This is a genomic window from Fortiea contorta PCC 7126 (genome assembly GCF_000332295.1).
Lineage (GTDB): Bacteria > Cyanobacteriota > Cyanobacteriia > Cyanobacteriales > Nostocaceae > Fortiea > Fortiea contorta.
The window spans coordinates 4,079,868-4,102,407 of the sequence record NZ_KB235930.1 but is presented as its reverse complement, the minus strand read 5'-3'; the positions used below and the strand labels follow the sequence as shown (position 1 = coordinate 4,102,407).

Annotated in this window: 22 protein-coding genes; 15 read left to right on the top strand and 7 right to left on the bottom strand. The window is 41.5% G+C overall.

Annotation, left to right across the window (positions count from 1 at the left end; translation table 11 throughout):
* Positions 1 to 27 precede the first annotated feature (27 nt).
* From rseP to rpsN, 3 genes are all read left to right on the top strand, one after another.
* On the top strand, positions 28 to 1,113 hold the full coding sequence (gene rseP, locus MIC7126_RS0119020; RefSeq protein WP_017654760.1) for an RIP metalloprotease RseP: 1,086 nt from the start codon (positions 28 to 30) through the stop codon (positions 1,111 to 1,113).
* Positions 1,110 to 1,778 (top strand): endonuclease III, encoded by a 669-nt coding sequence (nth, locus tag MIC7126_RS0119015; protein ID WP_017654759.1) that lies wholly within the window; start codon positions 1,110 to 1,112, stop codon positions 1,776 to 1,778. Before rseP ends, nth begins: the two co-directional genes overlap by 4 nt.
* A 95-nt stretch (positions 1,779 to 1,873) precedes the next feature.
* Positions 1,874 to 2,176, top strand: coding sequence for a 30S ribosomal protein S14 (rpsN, locus tag MIC7126_RS0119010; RefSeq protein ID WP_026100373.1), 303 nt, complete (start codon positions 1,874 to 1,876; stop codon positions 2,174 to 2,176).
* A gap of 48 nt (positions 2,177 to 2,224) precedes the next feature.
* Here rpsN and MIC7126_RS0119005 read toward each other — a convergent pair whose 3' ends face one another.
* Positions 2,225 to 2,554: a hypothetical protein gene (locus MIC7126_RS0119005; protein ID WP_017654757.1), complete on the bottom strand. Its 330-nt coding sequence runs from the start codon at positions 2,552 to 2,554 to the stop codon at positions 2,225 to 2,227.
* Positions 2,555 to 2,651: 97 nt separating this feature from the next.
* On the opposite strand from MIC7126_RS0119005, the gene aat reads away from it, so the two are divergent.
* Both aat and MIC7126_RS0118995 read left to right on the top strand, forming a co-directional pair.
* Positions 2,652 to 3,227, top strand: coding sequence for a leucyl/phenylalanyl-tRNA--protein transferase (aat, locus tag MIC7126_RS0119000; protein ID WP_017654756.1), 576 nt, complete (start codon positions 2,652 to 2,654; stop codon positions 3,225 to 3,227).
* Positions 3,228 to 3,948: 721 nt separating this feature from the next.
* Positions 3,949 to 4,272 carry a hypothetical protein gene (locus MIC7126_RS0118995; protein ID WP_017654755.1) on the top strand — a complete coding sequence of 108 codons (324 nt, stop codon included), beginning with the start codon at positions 3,949 to 3,951 and terminating at the stop codon, positions 4,270 to 4,272.
* Positions 4,273 to 4,428: 156 nt separating this feature from the next.
* Here the strand turns inward: MIC7126_RS0118995 and MIC7126_RS0118990 are convergent, their stop codons facing one another.
* Positions 4,429 to 5,205 (bottom strand): glucosamine-6-phosphate deaminase, encoded by a 777-nt coding sequence (locus MIC7126_RS0118990; RefSeq protein ID WP_026100372.1) that lies wholly within the window; start codon positions 5,203 to 5,205, stop codon positions 4,429 to 4,431.
* A 195-nt stretch (positions 5,206 to 5,400) separates the two neighbouring features.
* Here MIC7126_RS0118990 and MIC7126_RS0118985 point away from each other — a divergent pair, with 195 nt between their 5' ends.
* The 3 genes from MIC7126_RS0118985 (at position 5,401) to MIC7126_RS0118975 (ending at position 8,355) form a co-directional block, all read left to right on the top strand.
* On the top strand, positions 5,401 to 5,877 hold the full coding sequence (locus tag MIC7126_RS0118985) for a hypothetical protein (protein ID WP_017654753.1): 477 nt from the start codon (positions 5,401 to 5,403) through the stop codon (positions 5,875 to 5,877).
* 506 nt (positions 5,878 to 6,383) lie between these two features.
* The gene (locus MIC7126_RS0118980; RefSeq protein ID WP_017654752.1) at positions 6,384 to 6,959 is read left to right on the top strand and encodes an ABC transporter permease subunit; all 576 of its coding nucleotides are present in this window, start codon (positions 6,384 to 6,386) and stop codon (positions 6,957 to 6,959) included.
* Positions 6,960 to 7,356: 397 nt separating this feature from the next.
* Positions 7,357 to 8,355, top strand: coding sequence for a P-loop NTPase family protein (locus tag MIC7126_RS0118975; RefSeq protein ID WP_017654751.1), 999 nt, complete (start codon positions 7,357 to 7,359; stop codon positions 8,353 to 8,355).
* Between the two features lie 60 nt (positions 8,356 to 8,415).
* On the opposite strand, the gene MIC7126_RS0118970 is transcribed toward MIC7126_RS0118975, so the two are convergent.
* Positions 8,416 to 8,964 carry an NUDIX hydrolase gene (locus MIC7126_RS0118970; RefSeq protein WP_017654750.1) on the bottom strand — a complete coding sequence of 183 codons (549 nt, stop codon included), beginning with the start codon at positions 8,962 to 8,964 and terminating at the stop codon, positions 8,416 to 8,418.
* A gap of 87 nt (positions 8,965 to 9,051) precedes the next feature.
* Complete coding sequence (gene folK / locus MIC7126_RS0118965; protein ID WP_026100371.1) at positions 9,052 to 9,582, bottom strand: 2-amino-4-hydroxy-6-hydroxymethyldihydropteridine diphosphokinase; 531 nt, start codon at positions 9,580 to 9,582, stop codon at positions 9,052 to 9,054.
* A 434-nt stretch (positions 9,583 to 10,016) separates the two neighbouring features.
* Here folK and MIC7126_RS0118960 point away from each other — a divergent pair, with 434 nt between their 5' ends.
* Genes MIC7126_RS0118960 through psb35 form a run of 3 tightly spaced genes read left to right on the top strand, consistent with a single transcriptional unit; the run spans position 10,017 to position 12,869 of the window.
* Positions 10,017 to 12,338, top strand: coding sequence for a transglycosylase domain-containing protein (locus tag MIC7126_RS0118960; protein ID WP_026100370.1), 2,322 nt, complete (start codon positions 10,017 to 10,019; stop codon positions 12,336 to 12,338).
* A gap of 46 nt (positions 12,339 to 12,384) precedes the next feature.
* A complete protein-coding gene (locus MIC7126_RS29570) occupies positions 12,385 to 12,615 on the top strand; it encodes a hypothetical protein (protein ID WP_193787692.1) in 231 nt (76 codons plus the stop codon).
* A 29-nt stretch (positions 12,616 to 12,644) separates the two neighbouring features.
* Positions 12,645 to 12,869 (top strand): photosystem II assembly protein Psb35, encoded by a 225-nt coding sequence (psb35, locus tag MIC7126_RS0118955; RefSeq protein WP_017654747.1) that lies wholly within the window; start codon positions 12,645 to 12,647, stop codon positions 12,867 to 12,869.
* A gap of 64 nt (positions 12,870 to 12,933) precedes the next feature.
* Here psb35 and MIC7126_RS0118950 read toward each other — a convergent pair whose 3' ends face one another.
* The 3 genes from MIC7126_RS0118950 to MIC7126_RS0118935 form a co-directional block, all read right to left on the bottom strand.
* Positions 12,934 to 13,356 carry a tellurite resistance TerB family protein gene (locus MIC7126_RS0118950; protein WP_017654746.1) on the bottom strand — a complete coding sequence of 141 codons (423 nt, stop codon included), beginning with the start codon at positions 13,354 to 13,356 and terminating at the stop codon, positions 12,934 to 12,936.
* Positions 13,357 to 13,412: 56 nt separating this feature from the next.
* On the bottom strand, positions 13,413 to 14,762 hold the full coding sequence (locus tag MIC7126_RS0118945) for a 16S rRNA (cytosine(967)-C(5))-methyltransferase (RefSeq protein WP_017654745.1): 1,350 nt from the start codon (positions 14,760 to 14,762) through the stop codon (positions 13,413 to 13,415).
* 127 nt (positions 14,763 to 14,889) lie between these two features.
* A complete protein-coding gene (locus MIC7126_RS0118935; protein ID WP_017654743.1) occupies positions 14,890 to 15,645 on the bottom strand; it encodes a DUF928 domain-containing protein in 756 nt (251 codons plus the stop codon).
* A 249-nt stretch (positions 15,646 to 15,894) separates the two neighbouring features.
* Here MIC7126_RS0118935 and MIC7126_RS0118930 point away from each other — a divergent pair, with 249 nt between their 5' ends.
* The 4 genes from MIC7126_RS0118930 (at position 15,895) to MIC7126_RS0118915 (ending at position 22,299) form a co-directional block, all read left to right on the top strand.
* Positions 15,895 to 17,253, top strand: a complete 1,359-nt coding sequence (locus tag MIC7126_RS0118930; protein ID WP_017654742.1) for an ATP-binding protein — start codon at positions 15,895 to 15,897, stop codon at positions 17,251 to 17,253.
* A 107-nt stretch (positions 17,254 to 17,360) separates the two neighbouring features.
* Positions 17,361 to 18,653 carry a tellurite resistance TerB C-terminal domain-containing protein gene (locus tag MIC7126_RS0118925; protein WP_017654741.1) on the top strand — a complete coding sequence of 431 codons (1,293 nt, stop codon included), beginning with the start codon at positions 17,361 to 17,363 and terminating at the stop codon, positions 18,651 to 18,653.
* A gap of 140 nt (positions 18,654 to 18,793) precedes the next feature.
* Positions 18,794 to 20,122, top strand: a complete 1,329-nt coding sequence (locus tag MIC7126_RS0118920; protein WP_017654740.1) for an ATP-binding protein — start codon at positions 18,794 to 18,796, stop codon at positions 20,120 to 20,122.
* Positions 20,123 to 20,136: 14 nt separating this feature from the next.
* Positions 20,137 to 22,299, top strand: a complete 2,163-nt coding sequence (locus tag MIC7126_RS0118915) for a DEAD/DEAH box helicase (protein ID WP_017654739.1) — start codon at positions 20,137 to 20,139, stop codon at positions 22,297 to 22,299.
* The last annotated feature ends 241 nt before the right edge of the window (positions 22,300 to 22,540 follow it).

Below are 22,540 nucleotides of genomic sequence, written 5' to 3'. Positions count from 1 at the left end.
AGGTTTGTTCATACTTTGTTATTTTCTATGTCAGTTTTAGCAGCGATCGCAGTTTTGGCTGTTTTGATCTTGGTACACGAACTAGGACATTTCATTGCAGCGCGTTCTCAAGGCATTTATGTTAACCGCTTTTCTCTGGGTTTTGGCCCGGTGGTTTGGAAGTACCAAGGTTCTTTCACTGAATATGCTATTCGCGCCTTTCCTTTGGGTGGTTTTGTGGGTTTTCCGGATGATGAGCCAGATAGCGATATTCCCCCTAATGACCCAAATTTGCTGCGTAACCGACCAATTTTAGATCGGGCGATCGTCATCAGTGCAGGTGTCATCGCTAATTTGGTATTTGCCTATCTGCTGTTGGTGGGTCAAGTCAGCATCGTCGGTGTGGGACAAGCTAGCCAACCGGGTGTGTTGATTCAACAGTTGGCTCCAGAGGTGAGTTCTGTAGCCGCCAACGCTGGTATTAAGATAGGGGATGTGATCATAGCCGCTGATCAAAGGCAATTTGGAACTTCTCTGCAAGAAATTGATGCTTTCCGGGACGTAATTAAAAATAATCCTGGTAAATCAATTCAATTAGACATTCTCCGTGGCGACCAAAAGCTGTCTGTAAATGTGGTTCCAGACGCTAAACCCAATGGTGGTACAATCGGGATTCAACTATCTCCCAACGGCAAAGTCGAGCGGCGACGCGTGACGAATTTGACAGAAGCTTTGGGTGCTGGCGCTACTGAATTTCAGCGGATTGTTTTCCTGACATTTAGAGGTTTTGGGCAATTAATCACCAATTTTGGCGAAACTGCTAACCAAGTGGCTGGCCCAATTAAAATCGTCGAAATCGGTGCTAGTATTGCTCAAAATGATACAGGCAGTTTGCTTTTCTTTGCCGCACTAATTAGTATTAACCTTGCAATCATCAACATTTTGCCTCTACCTGCTTTGGATGGGGGACAACTCGCTTTTTTGTTAATTGAAGGTGTGCGCGGAAAACCCTTACCTGCTCGCATTCAAGAAGGCGTGATGCAAACTGGTTTAATGCTACTGTTGGGGTTGGGAATTTTACTGATTGTGAAAGAAACTGCCCAGTTACCGTGGTTGCAAAAACTGTTTCAGTGAACACGAAGCCGAAGTCGTTATCTCGCAAGCAGCGGGCGTTAGAAATTCTCGCTCGCCTGCAGCGTCTTTATCCTGATGCAACTTGTTCTTTAACTTACTCCACACCAGTACAATTGCTAGTAGCAACGATTCTCTCGGCTCAGTGTACAGATGAGCGAGTGAATAAAGTTACACCAGAATTATTTAGTAGATTTCCGGACGCTGCGAGTTTGGCAAGTGCTGATTTAACAGAGTTAGAAAACTTGGTACGCTCCACGGGATTTTATCGTAACAAGGCGAAGAATATTCAAGCCGCCTGTCAAATGATTGTTCATGAATTTGATTCTGTTGTCCCTCATCAAATGGAGCAGTTGTTAAAGCTTCCGGGTGTAGCGCGGAAAACAGCAAATGTGGTTTTAGCTCATGGTTATGGGATTAACGCTGGGGTGACGGTAGATACACATGTCAAGCGTCTGAGCCAACGCCTAGGGTTGAGTGAACATCCAGACCCGATCCGTATTGAAAAGGATTTGATGGCGTTATTGCCACAACCAGATTGGGAAAATTGGTCTATTCGGCTGATTTATCATGGTCGGGCGATTTGTAAGGCTCGCTCTCCTATCTGTGTGGCTTGCGAATTGGCTGATATTTGCCCCAGTGCTAATCAGCCGCTGGTGTCAGAGTAGGGTATACTGGGGGTTTGAGATTTGACGAAAAAAAAGCAAAAATTCCGTCTTCGTTGTATGATGGGAAATGCTGTCTTTAAATTAAAAGAGCATGTATGGCAAAAAAGAGCATGATTGAGCGCGAGAAAAAACGCGCCAAATTGGTAGAAAAGTATGCCCAAAAGCGGGAAGCATTGCAACTAGAGTTTGACAATGCTGAATCTCCGTTAGACAAGCTAGAAATTCACCGCAGAATTCAACAATTACCCCGCAACAGTGCGCCTAATCGTCACCGTAACCGTTGTTGGGTAACTGGTCGTCCTAGAGGTGTTTATCGTGATTTTGGTCTATCTCGGAACGTTTTTAGAGAATGGGCCCATGAAGGTTTGTTACCTGGGGTAGTTAAGTCTAGTTGGTAGTGATGAATAATTGGTCATGAGTTTTCGCAAAATGACAAATGACCAAAATCATTGACCGCAACAGCGATCTATACCCAGACTTTCTAAGAGTAGATCGCTGACAGCGTTGGCGATCGCAAACTCTCCATAAAAGCTTTTAGAAAAATCAAAGGCCTGCATCTCTGTGACAATGGCAATTACCAGAGAGCCAAGGTCGTTTTCTCCTTCCATCCGTTGACGCATAAAAATTTGTGCAGCTCGTTGAGCAATATTTTGGTTGACTGCTTCGGGGAGGAATTCTGTATCTAGCCACCGCAGCAGGTGTTGTTGTAACCATTCGCTTTCGAGTTGGGGATTTTCGGATGGTGGGAGGGTGATAGATGGGATAGGTTCTGTCATTTTTTTGAGGGCAGAGAAACGCGGTGGTAAACGCACAGGGAAAGGCAGAGAATGATTGTTAGTATCGATGTGCTGACCTCGGCAATTTTTTATATTTATGCAATATGATATCGCTGCAATTATTCAGGGTTATGCACAAGGCTATTTTCTCATGGCTGATGATAGCGATCGCTTGTCTTGGTATAGTAGCCGCGATCGCACTCTGATTCCCTTGGATGAGAGATTTCGTTACCCGACATCGTTGCGACGGGTTTTGAATCAAGAACGGTTTACGGTAGCGATTAATCGAGATTTTCCGGCTGTGGTTGCTGGATGTGCTGACAGAGAGACGACTTGGATTTCTGCTGAATTACAGAAGATTTATTGGCTACTGTATCAAAAAGGCTATGCTTATAGTCTTGAAACTTGGCAAGGTGACGAACTAGCTGGGGGAATTTTAGGAATTGTCATTGGTGGTGCTTTTATTGGTGAATCAATGTTTTACCGAATTCCCGAAGGTTCCAAGGTAGCAATGGTCAAGTTAGTGGAAAGGTTGCGTCAACAGAAATTTGTGCTGTTTGATGCTCAAATGATGAATCCTCATTTAGAAAGGTTCGGTGCTTATTTAGTTACGGACGCAGAGTATAAAATCTTACTCAACAAAGCGTTACAGTGTCAGTGTGATTTGGTCTAAGGCGATCGCTTCAAATTCAACCTCAACAAATCCAGTTAAAAAGTTTTCTGTGAGACGAATAAAGTAAATTTATTATTCGCTTCACCTCTAAATATTATACTTTTCAAAAATCGCTACTTCCTTTATTATGTAAAACATAAAAATAGTATATTTTATAACTAAAAAATCATCAAATTAGCTATTGCATCTATCTAAAAGTTGATATTAAATTATTATTTAATACCTTTATCTAAAAGTTGATTTCTGTAGAAAAATGTTTTATAACAGAAGTATCAATCTTTTAGCAAGTGTAAAGTTATTAACCATAGTCACGAAGTGCAAATTACTGCTAATTCCCAATAAAGCGAATCATTTTGATGAATTTGACAAGTAAAATCACCGAATTTTAGATGTTTTAAAAGTTTCCCAAATTAATAAAAATCAGCAATATTTCTAACGTAATTTCTCTATTTTTTCAGCATAATTTTTGTTGCATATGGATTGCAATTGGGTATATATCGGTTTATTGTTTGTGATTAAAAGATGTCACTTAATACTGTGACATTAAGTAGTAGATAACGAATGACTCCGGGTAAAAAAACTAAACAATTAACCCGATTATTTCACTAATTTATCTACGCTTAAAAGAGCAGTAGAGGAAGGTAAATTAACGCAAATCAACTGTGTTATACCTTGCTTTCTTGTTGATTGGACTTACATGAAACTATAAGGGCTTGCTGGCATGAGACTATCTGAATTAGATCCACTCATCCCACTAATTGATTTAAAAGAAGAACTCGTCAAGTTGCCTAAAGGCTACTTGTTCTATGAAGAAGAACTGGTGGACTTCTTATCTCGAAGAAGATGGCCAGAGAGCAATCGCCGCATTGACAGAACAACTTTTTGGCGGTGGCGAAATGACAACAAAATTGAGCACCAAAAAGTGTTTAGTCGATTGGATATTCTGAAGCTTTGCCAAATATGTGATCACTATCGCATAGATGGAACTCGCAGCGAATATTTAGCAATTGTGAAGAAAAAGCAAGAGCTTGTGTTCAATAGATGAGGTAGGAAGAAACTTCTGGCAAAAGTTTTAATTATTGCGTTCTGATTTGTGTATCTGCGCCTACTGTGCTATTTCTGCTCTGCAACGTGCATGAGCTTTCTACACTATATTCAATAACGCTCAATGCCAGAAGTCTTCTTTTGAGTGAGGAGGCTTTTAAACAGACAGCAAACTACTAGAATTGACGTCTAAAAATAGCGTCGCTTGTGGTTGCTGACGGAGAATAGAAGCAGGACATTCTCTACTAATCGCACCCTGCAACATCTGTTTAACAATTTTTGCTTTGCGTGTTGTCGGCGCAAGGCAAAATATTTTTTTTGCTGCACAAATTAAGGGGATAGTAACAGTAAAAGCGTATTGGGGAACTTGGTCAAGCTCAGAAAACTGACCTGTGTTAACTTGTTGTTGGCGGTTAATCAGATCCAGCTTCACGAGTTTAACACTGTAAGGATCTTGAAAATTCACCACAGATGGGTCATTAAAAGCCAAGTGTCCGTTTTCACCTACACCTAAACAACACAAATCTATGGGTTGTGTCTGCAAAAGTTGGGTATAGCGATCGCATTCTAACAAAGGCTGCAACGCATCACCTTCGATATAGTGAAATTCCCGTGGACTGATGCGCTGTGCTACATGCTCTCGCATATAGCGCCGGAAACTAGCTGAATGGTCTGGGGAAATACCTAAATATTCATCGAGATGAAACAAGATAATCCGCGACCAATCTACACCACCCAAGGTGATCAAAGCATCAAGAAACTTGAGTTGGGAATTTCCGGTAGCTAATAATACAGCGGCTGTATCCTGTTCTTGCAGCAGTTTTTGTAAATACTGGCTGGTGAGTTGTGCGACATTTTGCGCCATTTCGGCTTCGGTGTCGTCAATTTGTACTGTCAACTCATCAACTTGAAAAAGTTTTGTGGCGGTTAGCATTTGCTTACACAGATGGTTAATCATACGGGGTAATTTGCAGCTTCAAGCTTTCACACCCATACACACCATCTCCACTCTAGTCAGAGTCGCGGGGTTTTCACAACCCTTCCCCAATTATGGAGAAATATATTTTTGTTGTATGGCTGTCGTCAAGTACTGGGTAAGTTAGGTGCAACTATCAATTCAAGATTTTGTATGATACATCACTTTTCCATTCCCGCAGCCAACCCCTCACATGTTGCTCAAGTATTGAGTGAGTTATGGCGTGGTCAAGTCGCACCTTTCCCCGCACATTCAGGAAGTTATGTTGTTTTTCAGCTTGATGATGCAGGTACGCTGATTGAAGTTTACCCCATCGGTACACAGTTGGTTCCCGGCGTTAACGATGAACAACTTAGCTTTGTGAATAATTCCCAAGTTTCAATTTATACAGCAACCCACGCTGCAATTTCCGTTCCCACTGACGCAGCAGAGATTATGGCGATCGCTAACCGTGAGGGTTGGCGAGCTGTGCGTTGCGATCGCGAGGGATTTTTTGAAGTGATAGAATTTTGGGTAGAAAATAATTTACTTTTGGAATTAATGCCACCTGATTTTGTTCCTAAATATTTGTCATTTATGCAACCCCAGAATCTACAAAAGCTGTTTGCAACTAGCAGTCAATCAGCATAATTATTTGATGTTTTAGAGACGTTGCAATGCAACGTCTTGACATTTTATTGATTAAAAAAATTAACCTATTTTTAATAGCATATTTTCATCTTCAGGATTAGTCATATCCGAAGAGTGAATTATGGAAACTTTATTTATTTTTTGAATTACACCTGATTTGTCTGATAAATTTTATCTATAGGAATCCAATTTGATTTGGAGAAAAAATCTAAGTATATGTAGTAGCGTGACAAGGCTAAAATGTTGCAATAGATTTTTATTTTTGTATGGTGTGTTAACAAAGTAACGCACCGTCTTGACCTCATTGGGGGTACTACTAATGCACTATTTAAGGCTAGACACGCCACTACTGGACTTGGCGTTAAAAAATCTAGTATTTGGCGCAGCTTCACAAAGAAACATTTTAAGCATCTCCACATAAACAGTCTGAGCCAATTTAATTAACCAATGCCATAAATTTTTAGTAGAGAGGTTGCACTACAAAATCTCTACAAATGGTATAAAGCATGGAACAATCAATATTTATAGATGTTTTAGCAAGCCTGCAAAAGCTATTTATCGGTTATATTCCCGCCGCCATCTTAGGTAGCTTTATCGGTTATTTAATCGGTATTAATGGCACAGTCTATCAAATATGCAGGCGGATATTTCAGATACCTCATAGTATTCCGCCCATAGCTTTGCTACCGATTATGTTGCTGATATTTAGAGATAATGAACCTGCTGTGGTCATAGTAATTTTTCTAGGAACTCTTTGGGCAGTTATCATTAATACAGCTATAGGGATGCAACATTTTCATAGACAAAATAGAAAATTTCGAGTCGCTATTTTTCATTTATTCCATGCATTAAAAGTCGGAATTTGGGTAGCATGGTTTACAGTTATTGCCATAGAAATGTTGATTGGCTCGAAAGGATTAGGATTTCTCGCTTGGAATGCTTATAAAATCGGTAATAACACTGCTTTAATTCAAGCAATACTCTACATTTGCGTCCTCGGTACTTTGTTGGATCAATTTTTAGATTACATGGGCTATCTTCTAGCGCAAATTGTTACCGACGGGAAAAAATCGACAGAATAAACTAAATTTTACTGGCTGTGTTTTTTATGGTGTTTTTAGTTGAGGTTAGGGGTTAGAGGCTAGCTAGGGTGTACCTCATGTAATTGAGAACTGGTATATTTGTTATTTGAAATACAAAAAATTATTCAAGTCTTAGACAAAGCTTAAAGACACCAGCGATCGTCGTTCAGTATACTTTACTTTTATTAGTATTTCATCTATTCTCTTCCCTATAAATTTATATTTTTCTCGAAAAACTCAAGGCTTGTGGCAAACTAGGCTAGCTTGTTTGCTGAACAATTGAGGTTGCATAAACGATTGACAGTTATAAATTTCATCACCAACTTTTTCTCTCAAAGCATTATTTACAGTCAACTAATGCTCTGCTTTCAGGTATAAGTAATTAAGGATGTTGTAGATGGCAGCCAGAGGAAAAAAAACAACTGAAGTCAAGCAAGTAACTGATGTTATTGAAGTAGAAGACACTCAACCTGCAATTGATGTTACTGCGGAAGACACACAATTAACAACTGAGATGACTGCAGTGGAAGACATTCAAACTGCAATTGATGTTACTGCGGAAGACACACAATTAACAACTGAGATGACTGCAGTGGAAGACATTCAAACTGCAATTGATGTTACGCAACCTGCTAATACACAGCAAATAGATGATGCAGAGGAAAAACTAAATATTCAGCCAAAAATTACCGACAGATTAGTGTTAGTTACAGGCGATAAAGGCGGTACAGGTAAAAGTGTTGTTGCGAGAATTTTACTGGATATTTATCGACACAGAAATATTAAATGCATAGCCTACGAATGTGATCAATCCAATCCCCAACTTTATCGCCACTACAACAAAGTTGCTCCGGGAGTACAAACTCTGAAACTGAATCAGCGCGGTGGTGCGGATGCGTTACAAGATGATTTACAGCGGCTAAATCCGCAGGTTTCGTTAGTAGATTTACCTGCTGGTGCGGCGGAGTATTTTGAGAATGTGGCTAAAGATATTTTTTTGTTTGAAAATACTCAAAGGTTAGGATACAGAATCACGATGGTATCTGTGTTGAGTCGAGTAAAAGAGAGCTTATTGCAGTTGCAGCGGCTAGTTGATTTTTGTGGCGATCGCGTAGATTATGTAATTATCAAAAATCTCTACTGGGGCGACGAATATAAGTTTACACGCTACGACAACTCGACAATTAGGAAAACTGTCCTCGGCTTGGGAGCTATTGAACTAAATCTACCTGAATTATTTGATGACATTTTTGACTTGATTGACTCCAATGACTTAACATTTAGAGAAGCATTGGCCCATGAAGCTTTTAGCTTGAGTAATCAATCGCGGGTTTTTGGTTGGATTACTGCTTGTGAAAAGGAATTTACCAAAGCAGGAATTATTTTGGGCGTATAGTAGACATCCTTTTCCAGGTATTTTACAAGCAAAGCCTGCGCTGCAGGCTTTGTTCTACCTCTAAACTAAGAATGGACGAGCCAGAAGAAAACTAGAAAGAGATTTAGCATCTATTTGCTCACCTTCTAAAATTGCTTTTTCTAGTTCTTCGGGAGTAAATAAGACGGTTTCAATATCTTCGTCTTCGTCTTGTGCTGGTGGTTTATCCAACTTTTCCAAATCTCCCGCAAGAAAAGCATAGATAATCTCGTCAGAATAACCGGGAGCTAGGAAAAATTCTCCTAGTTTTTGCCACTTTTGGGCACGGTAGCCGGTTTCTTCTTCAATTTCGCGCTGTACTGTTTCTAAAGGATCTTCATTTGCTTCCAGCGTTCCGGCAGGAAATTCTAATATCCTACCTTGGACGGCAAAACGATACTGACGGACTAATACTAGCTTACCCTCTGCTGTCACAGGTACGGCGAGGGCCCCACCTGGATGACGAATACACTCCCATTCACCCTCGGCTTTATTGGGTAAACGCAAGCGATTCACTTCAAAATTGAACTTGCGTCCTTTGTAGAACAAGCGTTGTTTCAGCAGTTGCGGTAATTCTCTACCTAATGGCATAGTAAAATTTTGTTATCTTAAGATACACAGACAATGACTGAGGTTATTGATCAAATCAGCAACTTTCTGCGTTTATGTTTGGTAATTTTAATTGCCTAACCATAAATGTACATCAGAACAGTCTACCTGTTTAACCAAATCTTTGATAGCACACCGAGAAACTGGATCTATCCAATCCGGGGCAATTTCTGCTAACGGTACCAACACAAAAGCCCGCTCTCGCATTCGGGGATGGGGAAGCTCCAGGGTTGGTGTCTGCAAAATCAGGTCATTGTAGAGTAATAAATCCAAGTCTAGAGTTCTTGGCCCCCAGCGTTCTTGGCGAACCCGGCCGAACTTTTGTTCGATTTTTAATAAAGTTTCTAACAATAGCTGCGGTAGCATGACTATCTGTAGTACGACGCAACCATTTAAGTAATCTGGTTGGGCAGGCCCCACAGCTTTAGTTTGATACCAATGAGATTTTGCTACCAAAAGAATACCGGGTGTTTGGGATAGAGTGTCGATGGCTGCTTCAAGAATTGCTCGTGAATCTCCTAAATTACTCCCTAGGGCGATGGCGCTAACCTTTACTGAGTCGCTATCTTGAGAACTAAGTTCATCTGCACAGAAATTTATTGCCGATAAGTTTAACAGTCTTTTTGCTCCGAATAATCAAGTAAAGGTTGGTATTGATTTTTACTATACGCCAATAACAAACCCTAAAAAAAACATTCTCTGGAAATGAATTCAGTTAATAGTTTATGGGATATTATAACAACACAAACGTGGTGCTCTAACCCCGAAATTTTTCGTGGTAGTTAGCTGGAAACTATTTTGATTGAGGAACTAATGTGCGGCAGATCACCCAACAAGTCTGAAGTGTAGAGGATGAAAAATTAAACTTACTGTTACTTACCGTACTCTGTTTTGCTCGTCTATACCAAGCTTTGCTTTATCTTACGCCTACAAAGAGGTAAGTTCTTCATATTTAATACTTTAGCCTTCAGTTGACCTTCTGGTCAAACGAAAGAACAACTAACTTAAGTGATTCTGACAAGGAGAAACCGCGATTGCCACCCAGTAATTATCATGAGAATGAGGAATCGACAAATGAGGACTTACCGCCGACAAACCTCATGAAGGCGAGGCAGTTACTCAACCGCATACAAGGCGTATCATCTGGACTGTTAGCGAAAGTGTCCAGCAGCGAAAAACCGTTTTATCGCCGCCTTTGGTTTTGGGCGGGCTTGGGTCTAGGTGGCAGTATTCTCACTCTGGGCTACGGTATTAGGTCAATAGACCAGACTTTACCAGATAAGGCAGATCTTAACGCTGTTGTGCGACAGCAGACATTGACTATTAAAGCTATCGATGGTACAGTTCTCCAGCAACAAGGAGAAGCAGCTAGAGAGCAAATTCAGCTAGATCGAATCCCTGAAAAACTCAAACAAGCCTTCATCGCTTCAGAAGATAGAAGATTTGAGCAACACGGTGGAGTTGATCCCCAAGGAATTGTCAGAGCAGTTTGGAACAACTTGCGATCGCAAAATGTCCTCGAAGGTGGTAGTACCATCACCCAACAGCTCGCCCGTATTCTTTTCCTCAAGCAAGAGCGGACAGTCTGGCGCAAAGTCAAGGAAATCCGTTTAGCGCAAAAGATGGAGCAAGAGTTAACCAAAGACCAAATTTTAGAGCGTTATTTGAATTTGGTGTATTTGGGATCTGGGGCTTACGGTGTGGCAGACGCGGCTTGGGTGTATTTTAGTAAAACAGTAGATCAACTAACCTTGCCAGAAATGGCAACCATCGCCGGATTAGCGCCTGCTCCTAGTGTCTACGCTCCAGATAGGAATCCTGGAGCCGCTACACAGCGGCGGAATCTAGTTTTACAGCGGATGGAAGAAGACGGATTGATTACAACCGCCGAGAGACAAGCAGCGAGTCAGGAAGCGTTAGTGATCAAAAGTAGTTTTCCCAAGCGGCTGCAAGTAGATTTTCCTTATTTTACGTCTTATATTCAAAAAGAATTACCAAAATACGTTTCTCCCGATATATTAGCGGGGGGTGGTTTAGTGGTGGAAACTACCCTCAACCCAATTTGGCAAAAAGCAGCAGAAGCCGCAGTAGCCAAAACCTTACGCAATCAAGGCCGTTGGGAGAACTTTAAGCAAGCAGCTTTAGTAGCCCTCGATCCCCGCAACGGAGAAATTCAGGCGATGGTGGGAGGAAAAGACTTTGGTAAAAACCAGTTTAATCGCGTGACGCAGGCACAGCGTCAGCCAGGATCAACATTTAAAGGCTTTGTTTATGCTACAGCGATCGCTAGCGGCAAAAGTCCCTACGACAGCTATTTAGATGCACCCTTTGTTGTCGATGGCTATGAACCGAAAAACTACAGTGAGAAATTTCGCGGCTACATGAATATCCGCGATGCGCTCACCAACTCCATCAACATAGTCGCTGTCAAGGTGCTCATTGATGTGGGATTTGCACCAACCATCAAATTAGCTCAGGAAATGGGGATTAAATCAGAACTCAAACCTACATATTCCTTAGCTCTCGGCTCCAATGAAGTGAATCTACTAGAATTGACTAGCGCTTATGGTAGTTTTGCTACACAGGGATTACACATTGAACCACACGGTATTCGCCGCGTCCTCAACCGCCGTGGTGATGTGATTTGGTCTGCTAAATTCCAGTCTCAGCGGGCCTTGGACGCCGAAAGCACTGCCATCATGACTTGGATGTTACGCAATGTAGTCGAAAGTGGCACTGGTGCTGCGGCTCAGTTAGATAATAGACCTGTAGCTGGTAAGACGGGGACATCTGATGAAGCCCGCGATTTGTGGTTTATTGGCTATATTCCCCAAATAGTCACAGGAGTTTGGCTCGGTAACGATGATAACCGCCCTACTTATGGTAGTAGTGGTAGTGCCGCTTATACTTGGCATGAATTCATGGAAGTAGCGGTCAAGGGAATGCCTGTAGAAAATTTTCCCAAACGACCGCAACTAGACGGGCGCAAAGGTACCATCAAAGCAGAGCCAGTTAAACCTAGAAGAATTTTGAATAAAGTTGCTGCTACCAACGATGACGAGCAACAACAAGAAGATAGTACCCCTAGACGCAGAAGACGTTATCGTCAGCAAAATGATGAAACTGTATCGTCTTCCTCTTCTTCCTCTTCATCTTCAACTAGAAGGAGACGCCGCTATCGTAGTCAAGAATCAACTGTCAATGAATCTACAGAATCTCGTCCACGGCGACGGAGAAGACAAGTAGAATCAGGTAATTCGTCACCCTCCCAAGGAAGTAATTCTTCTGGTTCCTCCAATTCCGCACCCAGCCAGCCTTCTTGGCGGGAAAGACTGACGCCGAAAACATCCGAGTAGGGTAGGTGTGGGGTGATGGGGTGATGGGGTGATGGGGTGATGGGGAGTGTGGGAGGTGTGGCGATTAAAGCGTCAGCCTTTGAACCTCAAGCGTCAGCCTTTGAACCTCGAACTAGGATTTCAAAACTCAAAACATCCTGCTCAGATTCCAAAGCTCCCCACCTCCCCACCTCCCCACCTCCCCATCACCCCATCACCCCATTCCCTCTTCCCCTCTTCCCAAACTAGTCAAACCAGGGGAGGATGTAAAGAGTGCGATCGTTTTATACTTTGTTAGCAGTGGTTATAGATTAGGGGAATATACTCATGCATTTATTCATGCAAGCAGCAGCGCCAGCTGTGGAAGGGCCTCACTTTCCTGTGGCTTTTACTTTGGTGTATGTAGTTGGTTTTGTTGCGGCTGTCACCATCGGTTCCATCGCTTGGTACAACTCTAAACGTCCCGCAGGTTGGGAAAGCAAAGAGCGTCCCGATTTTGTGCCCAAAATTGAAAAAGAAGAAACTCCGGGTCTGGGTGAGCCGAAGTCATAACTAATAAAGGGAATAGAGAAGAGGGAACACTTGGCGAAATGTTCCCTCTTCCCCTTTATGACAATTAACTCTGAACATCCACCCAACGACGGTAGAGTTTTTGAATTTGTTTGAGCAGTAAATTGTGAGCGGGTTGGGCTGCGTCATTGGAAAGAGCAATTTCTTGTAATTTTGTCAAGAGCCTTGCTTCCTCCGTCGCCACATCCCCATCGCTATAAATTAAGCCGCTGATGGCTTCGATGAGATTTTCGCAATCTTCAACACTGGGTTGTTCACCCAGATATTCTTTCACCCATTCGTAGCACTCTTGTGGTTGCACCGGAACTAATTCGTACAACCAAGGCTTAATCTCTGGGTCTGTAGCTAACCCTTTTGCTTGGGCTATCTCACGCAGATATTGCCTTTCTTCCGGCTGAATTCTGCCATCGATCCAAGCCGCGCCAATCAGGATTTTGACTAAGTTTTTCACGTTAGAATGACTAACCATGCTGCATCCTCTGGGAGATTCAAACCTCGATCAAATAGTACAGTCGTAAACAGTATTCACTCGGAATCATTAGTTTTTCTTAAGCGCACCATAAAAAAGCCGTCCATGTTGTGTTGATGGGGCCAAACCTTCAGCCAGCCTTGGGGCGTGGAATAGTCAGTAAACATGGAATCTAAGGGGAGGGGAGCGATTTCCCAATCAGGATGGCTAGCGAGAAAAGCCGAGATCACATCCTCGTTTTCCGCTGAGTGGAGGGTACAGGTAGCATAGACTATTGTACCGTTTTTATTGACAAACGTAGAAAGATGTGATAACAGATCCGACTGGAGTTGAGAAAGTTCTTGGATAGTTTCTGGCGTCTGTCGCCAACGAGCATCAGCATGACGATGTAGAGTGCCTAAACCAGAGCATGGTGCATCGAGTAAAACGCGATCGCCTGCGTGGTAAAATTGCGAGCATTGGCGCGCATCGCCTGTATAAATTTGAATAGAGTGCAAATTCAGCCGCCGAGCATTTTCTTGGAGTTTACGCAGACGTGAGGAAGTGCGATCGCCAGCCCAAATTTTACCTTGATCTCCCATCAATTCAGCAATGTGCGTTGTTTTCCCTCCCGGCGCAGCACAAGCATCAATCACCACTTCTCCTGGTTGGGGAGCCAGCAAATGACTGACCAACTGGGCGCTACTATCCTGTACAGTCCACCATCCTTCTTCAAAGCCGGGGAGACTAGGAATCGCGCCACTATGACTAATCAATCTTAAAGCTTGCGGCAAATTAGGCAGACGCCGCACCATCACACCCGCTGATTGCAAAGCCGTTTCAACTGCTTCTATGGTGGTGCTTAGGGGATTAATCCGCAGGTCGATTGTGGGCGATTGGTTCATCCACACACACAACTGTTCTGTCTGAGCTAAACCCAGTTCTGCTAACCAGAGTTGTACAATCCAGTCAGGAAAACTGTGTAAAATGCCGAGACGCTGCACAGGATTTTCTGGTAATTGTAAACAATCTTCTCCTGTTGCTGTTTGGCGGATATATTGCCGCAATAAACCATTGACAAAACCTGTCAGTCCAGAAAAGCCGTTAGTTTTAGCTAATTCCACAGTAGTATTCACCGCCGCTGAGGGGGGAATCCGTTCTTGATAGCGTAGCTGGTATAAACCCAGATGAATAATAGTGCGGAGGTCGGGGGGTTGTTGATGAGATTTTTTTGTGGCTAGTTGATCAATGAGAGCATCGAGGGTGCGTTGTCTTCTGACGCTGCCATAAACTAATTCTGTCACCAACCGACGGTCTGGGATAGATAAATCGGCCTTTTGCAGCCCCCTGTCCAAGGCCACATCAGCATAAGCACCCTTGTGAACATCTCGCAGAATTATCAAAGCTAGTTGGCGGGGGTTGAGCATGGAAGGGTGGGGAGGTGGGGAGGTGGGGAGGTGGGGAGGTGGGGAGGTGGGGAGGTGGGGAGGTGGGGAGGTGTGGGGAGGTGGGGAGGTTGGGGAAGTTTTAGTCTAGCGGTGGCTCTCTGATGGGTTATTGTCTGTAAATAATGGGGTGTTTTGCTTCTTGACTAAAACCAACACTACTGAGCAAATCTTGCCATTGTGATTGTAGAGTGGTATTTTGCGGATCTTGTTGACGCAGTTCGGCTAAGGTGGTCAGTGCTTCGTGCCAGATGCCATTTTTGGCGTAGATGGAGAATTTTTGTAGAGGCTGTGCTACTTTTAATTGCCTAGCGATCGCTTGATTTAGATTAACTCGTTTGATCACTCCTTCAACATAAATCGGTGGTAATTGTTTTTCGGGGTCGCAATAAATAGTGAAAAACCAGCGGTATCGTTTCTCCACAGCTAAAGGGGGAGCATTCGCAGGTAACGAAACACCAATAATTCCGGGTTGCTCTGGTAAGTTAATATCTTGCTGATAAATGGGGCGGGAATCTTGGTCTTGGAGCACGAATTCGGCTGGGTAAGCAGAACTCTTTGGAATGGGTACATACAACCATAAAGTGGGACGCTCTTTGGTTGTCAGTCCCCAAACATTGGTGACTGTGGGTGTTGGTGTGGTGAAGGGTACTAAAGCTGTGAGTTTCACTGCATCAGCTGGACAAGAACCGCGTTTAGCTCCACCACGGACACGCCCTCCTGGTGGGGAATCTGGCGGAGGTGGAGGGGCTTGAAAGCTTTTTGTTTTCAGGCTGATTCTCTTGTCGTCTTGTGTGGTTATTGTGGAGGTTTGGCTGGCTAGGAAACTAATGCTGCTGAGAGTGAGAGCTAAAAATAGTTTCATGGTCTAGGGGTTAGGGGTTAGGGGCTGGGGACTAGTACGCCACGGCGTAAATAAAGCAACCATTACAAATCTATGAAAAGCTTAGTATACAAGCTTCTGCATTTCAGACTTCAGACTTCAGCAAGCCGCCTTTCAGGCGTCTACAGACTTCAGACTTCAGCCTTCAGACTTCATCCTTCATATTTCATACTTCCCTATCCCCCACGAGGGATACTTATTTATGTCCAACTACTTATCAGATAAATTATTATGTCTACGGTAAGTATTTCATCTTATACACAAGTTCAGCTCCTCCAGCGCCAAGCCGCCTCACTCTTACTTTACCAATCTGTCGTGCAGGACGAGGTGGGCATCGCTTTTCTTGACCTGTTGCAAGCCATACGTTACACTGATGCCGATGCACGGAGTTGTCTCCAAGCTTATGGTAACTATTTTCATGCCTTGGCAGCGAGAAATCAAAATTGGGAAGACTATCTAGTCACTCAAATTCTCGTTTCTGATAATCCTTTTACTAGGCTTGCCCAAAGGGAAGAATTAAAGAATATACCTCCGGCTTTAGTAGTTGCAACTCAACATGATTTGCAAACATTGCAGAGTTTATCCAGTTGTAGCAGCGCTGTTTTGAGTGAATGGGTGCAGACTGTAGCGCATCTACCTGTGTCACCAGTTGTGTGGTATCGAGAGCAAGCAGCGATTGAGGTGGAAACGGGATTAATGCAGCAGTATCAACAAGTCGCAACCAGTGCTACCCTACAACAGTTAGACAATTGGGCTGACGCTGTAGAAGATTTAGCAGTTTATTATCGACAATTTGGTACGGGTTTATTTGCTCAACATCGCGCTTGTCGCTGGGAAGCTGGGCAATTTGTGGGGATTCGTCATCCTGATCCAGTTAAACTAGATGCACTGGTGGGTTATGAATCGCAACGGGACGCATTGCTAAAAAATACAGAGTTTTTGTTATCAGGGCAAGCAGCACTACATGTATTACTTTATGGTAGTCGCGGTTCAGGGAAATCTTCTTTAGTGAAAGCTTTGTTAAATGAGTATGGGGATAAGCATCTGCGTTTGTTGGAAGTGGCGAAATCGCAGTTGCAAGACTTACCGCAAATTGTCGAACAATTGCGGGGATTGCCACAAAAATTTATTATATTTGTAGATGATCTTTCCTTTGAAGAAGATGACGATGCTTTTAAAGCATTGAAAGTAGTTTTAGAGGGAAATTTAACTGCGCGATCGCTTAATGTAGTCGTCTATGCAACCTCCAATCGTCGCCATTTAATTCGGGAGTTTTTCACCGATAGACCAACCCCCAAAGATAACGCTGAAATCCACGCCTGGGACACGATGCAGGAGAAATTATCATTTAGCGATCGCTTTGGTTTAACCTTAACTTTTGCAGGAGCAGATCAAAACACCTACTTAAAAATTGTTAACCATCTAGCAGCGCAAGCTGGAATTAATTATAATCAAGCCGATTTAGAATATCAAGCATTACAATGGGCAACACGCCACAATGGACGTTCAGGGCGCACAGCAAAGCAATTCATAGATTTTTTCCAAGCAGAGTTAACATATTCAAGTATCAAAAAAAATCTATCAGATTAATTGTCAATAATTTTAATTTCCTGCTAACTTAGTAACCAATAACAATCAATAACCAACAACCATTTAACTTCATTTGCACCAACCTACTCAGGTAGAAAACAAGCAATATGCAATCAGCAGTCATTAGCAATCGAGTCTTTCTAGGCATAGTTGCCTTTGGTGTGAGTTTTGGCCTTAGCCTTGTCCCTAGTTGGGATTTTACCAGAGCTACGGTAACAGGTGTAATTACATTATTAGCTACCTATGCAGCAGCATTTTGTGTAGATAGAAGACGTAGAGCTTATGAAATGCTAGTTTTAAATTCTCTGCATAAGCGAATCAAAGAACTAGAAGGATTAAAATCTCGAATTATCCGAGAAGTAGACAAAATAGAAGACCAACATAACTTATTATTCACCGAGTCCAATAAACTCAAAAATCAGATAGCAGAATCTCGTAGTCAAAGAGATAATATCCATCGGGAATTAAAAGCTTTTGCAGGACAGAAAAAACAACTAGAATCAGAAATAATCGACCTACAAACAGAAATTAACAATCTAGAAAACAGTAAAGCAGATTTAAACAATAGCTGTACCACACTAACAGCAGAAAAACGGCGTCTAGAGTTGAATTGCAATGCATCTCGCACCGAAATTAATCAACTGCAAACGCAAATTTATGACCTCCAAGAGCAAAGACAAGACCTTGAAAATAATTTAACTTTACTAGGTAGACTCAAACCGCAAATAGAAGAAAGACTTTATGAATTACGAACTCAATTACAGGAGCTAGAAATTGATTTTCAAGAACAAAATCAATTGTTAGTAGCGACAACCACACAAAAAGCAGATATAGAGTCAAACCTAAATTATTTACAAACTAAATTAGGAGAACAGCAAACCGAATTGCAGCAACTACAAAGCCAAATTTCCTTAATGCAAGACGAGCGAGATTTGCTGCAAAATCAGGTTTGGGAATTACTCCAACAAATGGAAACATTTCATCAAGAAGCTTTAGTTAATCAACCAGAAGAAGATGATGTGAATTTGTTTCCTTTCTCAGCAATACTAGCACCTGTACAAATATTAGAAGCGCAAATAATAACAGAAAATTTACCCGAAGAATGGCTGGTTTTCATGGAGCATTTGTCAAGTTATGAAATTCAAGTATTAAAAGCGATCGTTGAGCAAGAAAATCCTCAACCCGCAATTAAACAAATTGCTGAAGCCAATATTACCATGCCTAATTTACTCATAGACGCCATCAATGAGCGAGCAAATGATATTATCGGTGAATTAATCATTAATCCTGGAGGAGAAAAGCTAGAAATTTATCCAGAATATCTGATTAATGTCAAAGAAATGCTCTCCATATACGAAGACAAGATAATTAGAGTATCCTCGCAGATATCAAACGATTAATTTGCTACATATCGAGACATTGCAAATCATCCTAATTGAACCGTATTGGCATATACTCTACTTACTGGCTGCAAGCCTCTACGTTTAAAATTAGATGTTGTACATTAATACAGCATCGAAAATCAAGCGGGGTGAATTACATGACAAAACTCAAAATATCAAAAAAAATATCCACTGCATTAATTAATTCCTTGAGTGCGGGAGTAGTACCAAGACTAGGTGTTGAACATATCGCAGTTGGTAGAGAAAAAGAATTAGCAAGTTTGTTAAAAAACCTGGATGACATTGCAGAAGGTGTGGCTGCATTTCGCTTCATAATTGGTAACTATGGTTCCGGAAAAAGCTTCATGCTACAACTAATTCGCAATCGAGCTATGGAGCAAGGTTTTGTAGTAGCTGATGCTGATTTATCTTCAGAACGCCGATTAGCAGGAAGCAACAACGAAGGTTTAGCCACTTATCGAGAATTAATGAGTCGTCTAGCTACAAAAACTCGCCCTGATGGTGGCGCTTTAGTTTCAATTTTAGAAGGATGGATTAATAAAATACAACAAGAAGTAGTTAAAGATACGGGAAAACGCCCTCAAGATGATGGTTTTGATGACCTAGTAGAAACGAAAATTAGAGAAGTAGTTCAGTATATTGAAGATTTAGTCCACGGATTTGATTTTGGTAGTGTAATTGTTGCTTATTGGCGTGGATACCGTACGGATGATGATAACCTCAAAAATGCCGCGATGCGGTGGTTACGGGGAGAATTTAACACAAAAACTGAAGCTAGAGCCGCTTTAGGAGTGCGCGTCATTATTGACGATGATAGCTGGTATGACTATATAAAAATTTTGGCGAAATTTGTGGCCGAAATTGGCTATAAAGGACTGCTGATATTAGTTGATGAATCGGTGCATTTATACCAAATATCTACTACAGTTACTAGAGAAAAAAATTATAATCGATTACTAGCAATTTTTAATGACACCATGCAGTGTAAAGCCGAATATTTAGGCGTTATTGTTGGCGGGACAACAAAATTTTTAGAAGATCCAAATAGAGGATTATTTGCTGATCAAGCTTGGCGTAGACGCACCAAAGAAAGCCGTTTTGCAGCCCAAGCTGGAGTTCAAGAATATTTGGGCCCAGTGATGCGGCTTAACCCTTTAACTCAAGCAGAAATTTTCACTCTTTTGCAACGTTTAACTGAGATTCACGCGCTCAATTTTGCTTACGAGCAGGTTTTAAAAAATAGTCAATTGCAGGATTTTGTCAAAGAAATTGTCAATCGTTTGGGTGCAGAAGCATTATTGACACCAGGGGAAATTGTTAGAGATTTTATTAGTGTTTTGAATATCCTCCAACAAAATCCGGAAATTGCTTTTACAGAATTAATTCATGGCGCTAATTTTCGACCTACTGCTGCAGGTGGAAACACAAATTTAGATGAAGGTGATGCAGCAGAATTTAGTTTGTAATTAGATGATGCAACATGAGCGATACTTTTAATCGACTGGCTCCATTCATCCAAGAATATATCTATCATCATCACTGGACAGAATTACGCCCAGTGCAAATTGCTGCTTGTGAAGTTATTTTTGACACAGATGCTCATTTATTGGTAGCTGCTGCAACTGCAGCGGGGAAAACAGAAGCAGCTTTTCTCCCAATTGTTACTCAATTATATGCCAATCCAACTAATACCATCGGGGCGCTGTATATTGGCCCAATTAAAGCTTTAATTAACGACCAATTTGCACGGCTTAATGATTTATTAAAAGCTGCTAATATCCCTGTGTGGGCTTGGCATGGAGATGTTTCTCAAAGTCATAAAAACCAATTGTTAAAGCAGCCAAAAGGTATTTTGCAAATCACGCCAGAGTCTTTAGAAAGTTTATTAATTAACAAAAATAATGACCTAACTCGCTTATTTGCTGACTTACAATTTGTGGTAATTGATGAAATTCATGCTTTCATGGGTTCAGAACGTGGCTGTCAAATTATTTGCCAATTACAACGGTTAGCAAAATTCACCAAAAAACCACCTCGACGCATTGGTTTATCTGCTACTCTCGGTGATTATGCAATGGCTGAAGAGTGGTTACGTTCTGGTACTGACAGGGTAGTAATTACACCAAAAATTGAGGCGGGAAAACGCCAAATTAAGCTGGCTGTAGAACATTTTTTTCATGCAGATGATGCAGTGGAAACGACAGCATATGAAAATTATATTTTTAATCTGACAAAATCTCGTAAATGTCTGATATTTGCTAACAACCGCACTCAAACTGAATCTATCATTGCTTCCTTACGACAAATTGCAGCAGAAACATCATCACCAGATATATATCATGTCCATCATGGTAGTATTTCTGCTAGCTGGCGACAAGCTGCGGAAAATGCTATGCGTGAGCCTAATTGTCCAGCAGTTACCGCTGCGACTCTCACGTTAGAATTAGGTATAGATATCGGTCATTTAGAGCGAGTCATTCAGTTAGAATCTCCCTTATCTGTAGCCAGTTTTTTACAACGTTTGGGACGCACTGGAAGAAGAGGTGATGCGGCTGATATGCGCTTTATCTGTGCTGAAAATGAACTATCGCCGACAGCATCTTTACCAGAGTTAATTCCTTGGCAACTTTTACAGTGTATCGCGATTATCCAACTTTATTTAGAGGAACGTTGGATTGAACCAATTAAGCCTGTGAAATATCCTTTGAGTTTGCTTTATCATCAAACGATGAGTATTTTAACAGCGGTGGACGAAGTTTCACCTGCAGCTTTGGCGAAAGAGATTTTAAATTTACCTCCATTTGCAGCTATTTCTCAGGCAGATTATTTATTGTTGTTACGCTATTTAATTGATATTGATCATATTCAAAAAACTGAACAAGGAAAATTAATTATTGGGTTACAAGGAGAAAAGGTAGTTAGAAAATTTCAGTTTTATGCAGTCTTTACAGAAAGTCAGGAATATGTGGTCAAGCAAGGGGGAATAGAAATTGGTAGTATTTTAATACCGCCGCCAGTTGGTAATCAATTTGCTTTGGCTGGGAGGACTTGGGAAGTAGTAGAAGTTGATTTCAAAAAAAAGGCGATCGCTGTCAAGCAAGTAGAGGGAAAAGCTACTATTTATTGGCGTGGTGGTAGTGGCATAATTCATACTAAAATTTTGCAACGGATGCGAAAAATTTTGCAAGAAGATACAGAATATAGTTATTTGCAAAAAAATGCTCGCCAACGTTTATTAGCAGTCCGCCAATTAGCAAGACAGGTGGGGTTAAATCAACAGAATATATTGCCCTTAGCAAAGGATAAATGCTGTATTTTTCCTTGGATGGGAACCCTTGCTTATCGCACTTTAGAAAGATGGCTTAACTCTTGTTGTCGAGAATCTTTAGGTATTAAAAGCATTGGCGGAATCAATCCCTATTATTTGACAATCAAGTTAGAACAAGATAAATTTCAGCGGCTCTATCAAGAAATTATTTCTCTGCGTGATCAAAAAATCACACCAGAATATTTAATCAGTGAATCAGAAGCACCAGAAAATCAAAAATATGATAAATATATTCCCTATCCACTATTACGTAAAGCCTTCGCCCATGATTATCTAGATATTCAAGAACTCCAAGATCAAGTTTTACTCTGGTAACGGAAATTAACAATTAAATAACGTTTCTAGAGCAAAAGCGCACTCAAAAACCCAGCGCACCGTATCACCCATACAGCTAAATAGAAATTCACAATGGTTTTTTAATTCAAGGTAGCCAAAGATTCCTTACTTCTTCAATAAGTGGGGAATCTTATTTCTTGAGTATGATTTATGAATACTATAGATTGTACGGTATAGAATATTTCCTCAAAATATGATTGATGAATCAGCAAAAAATGGG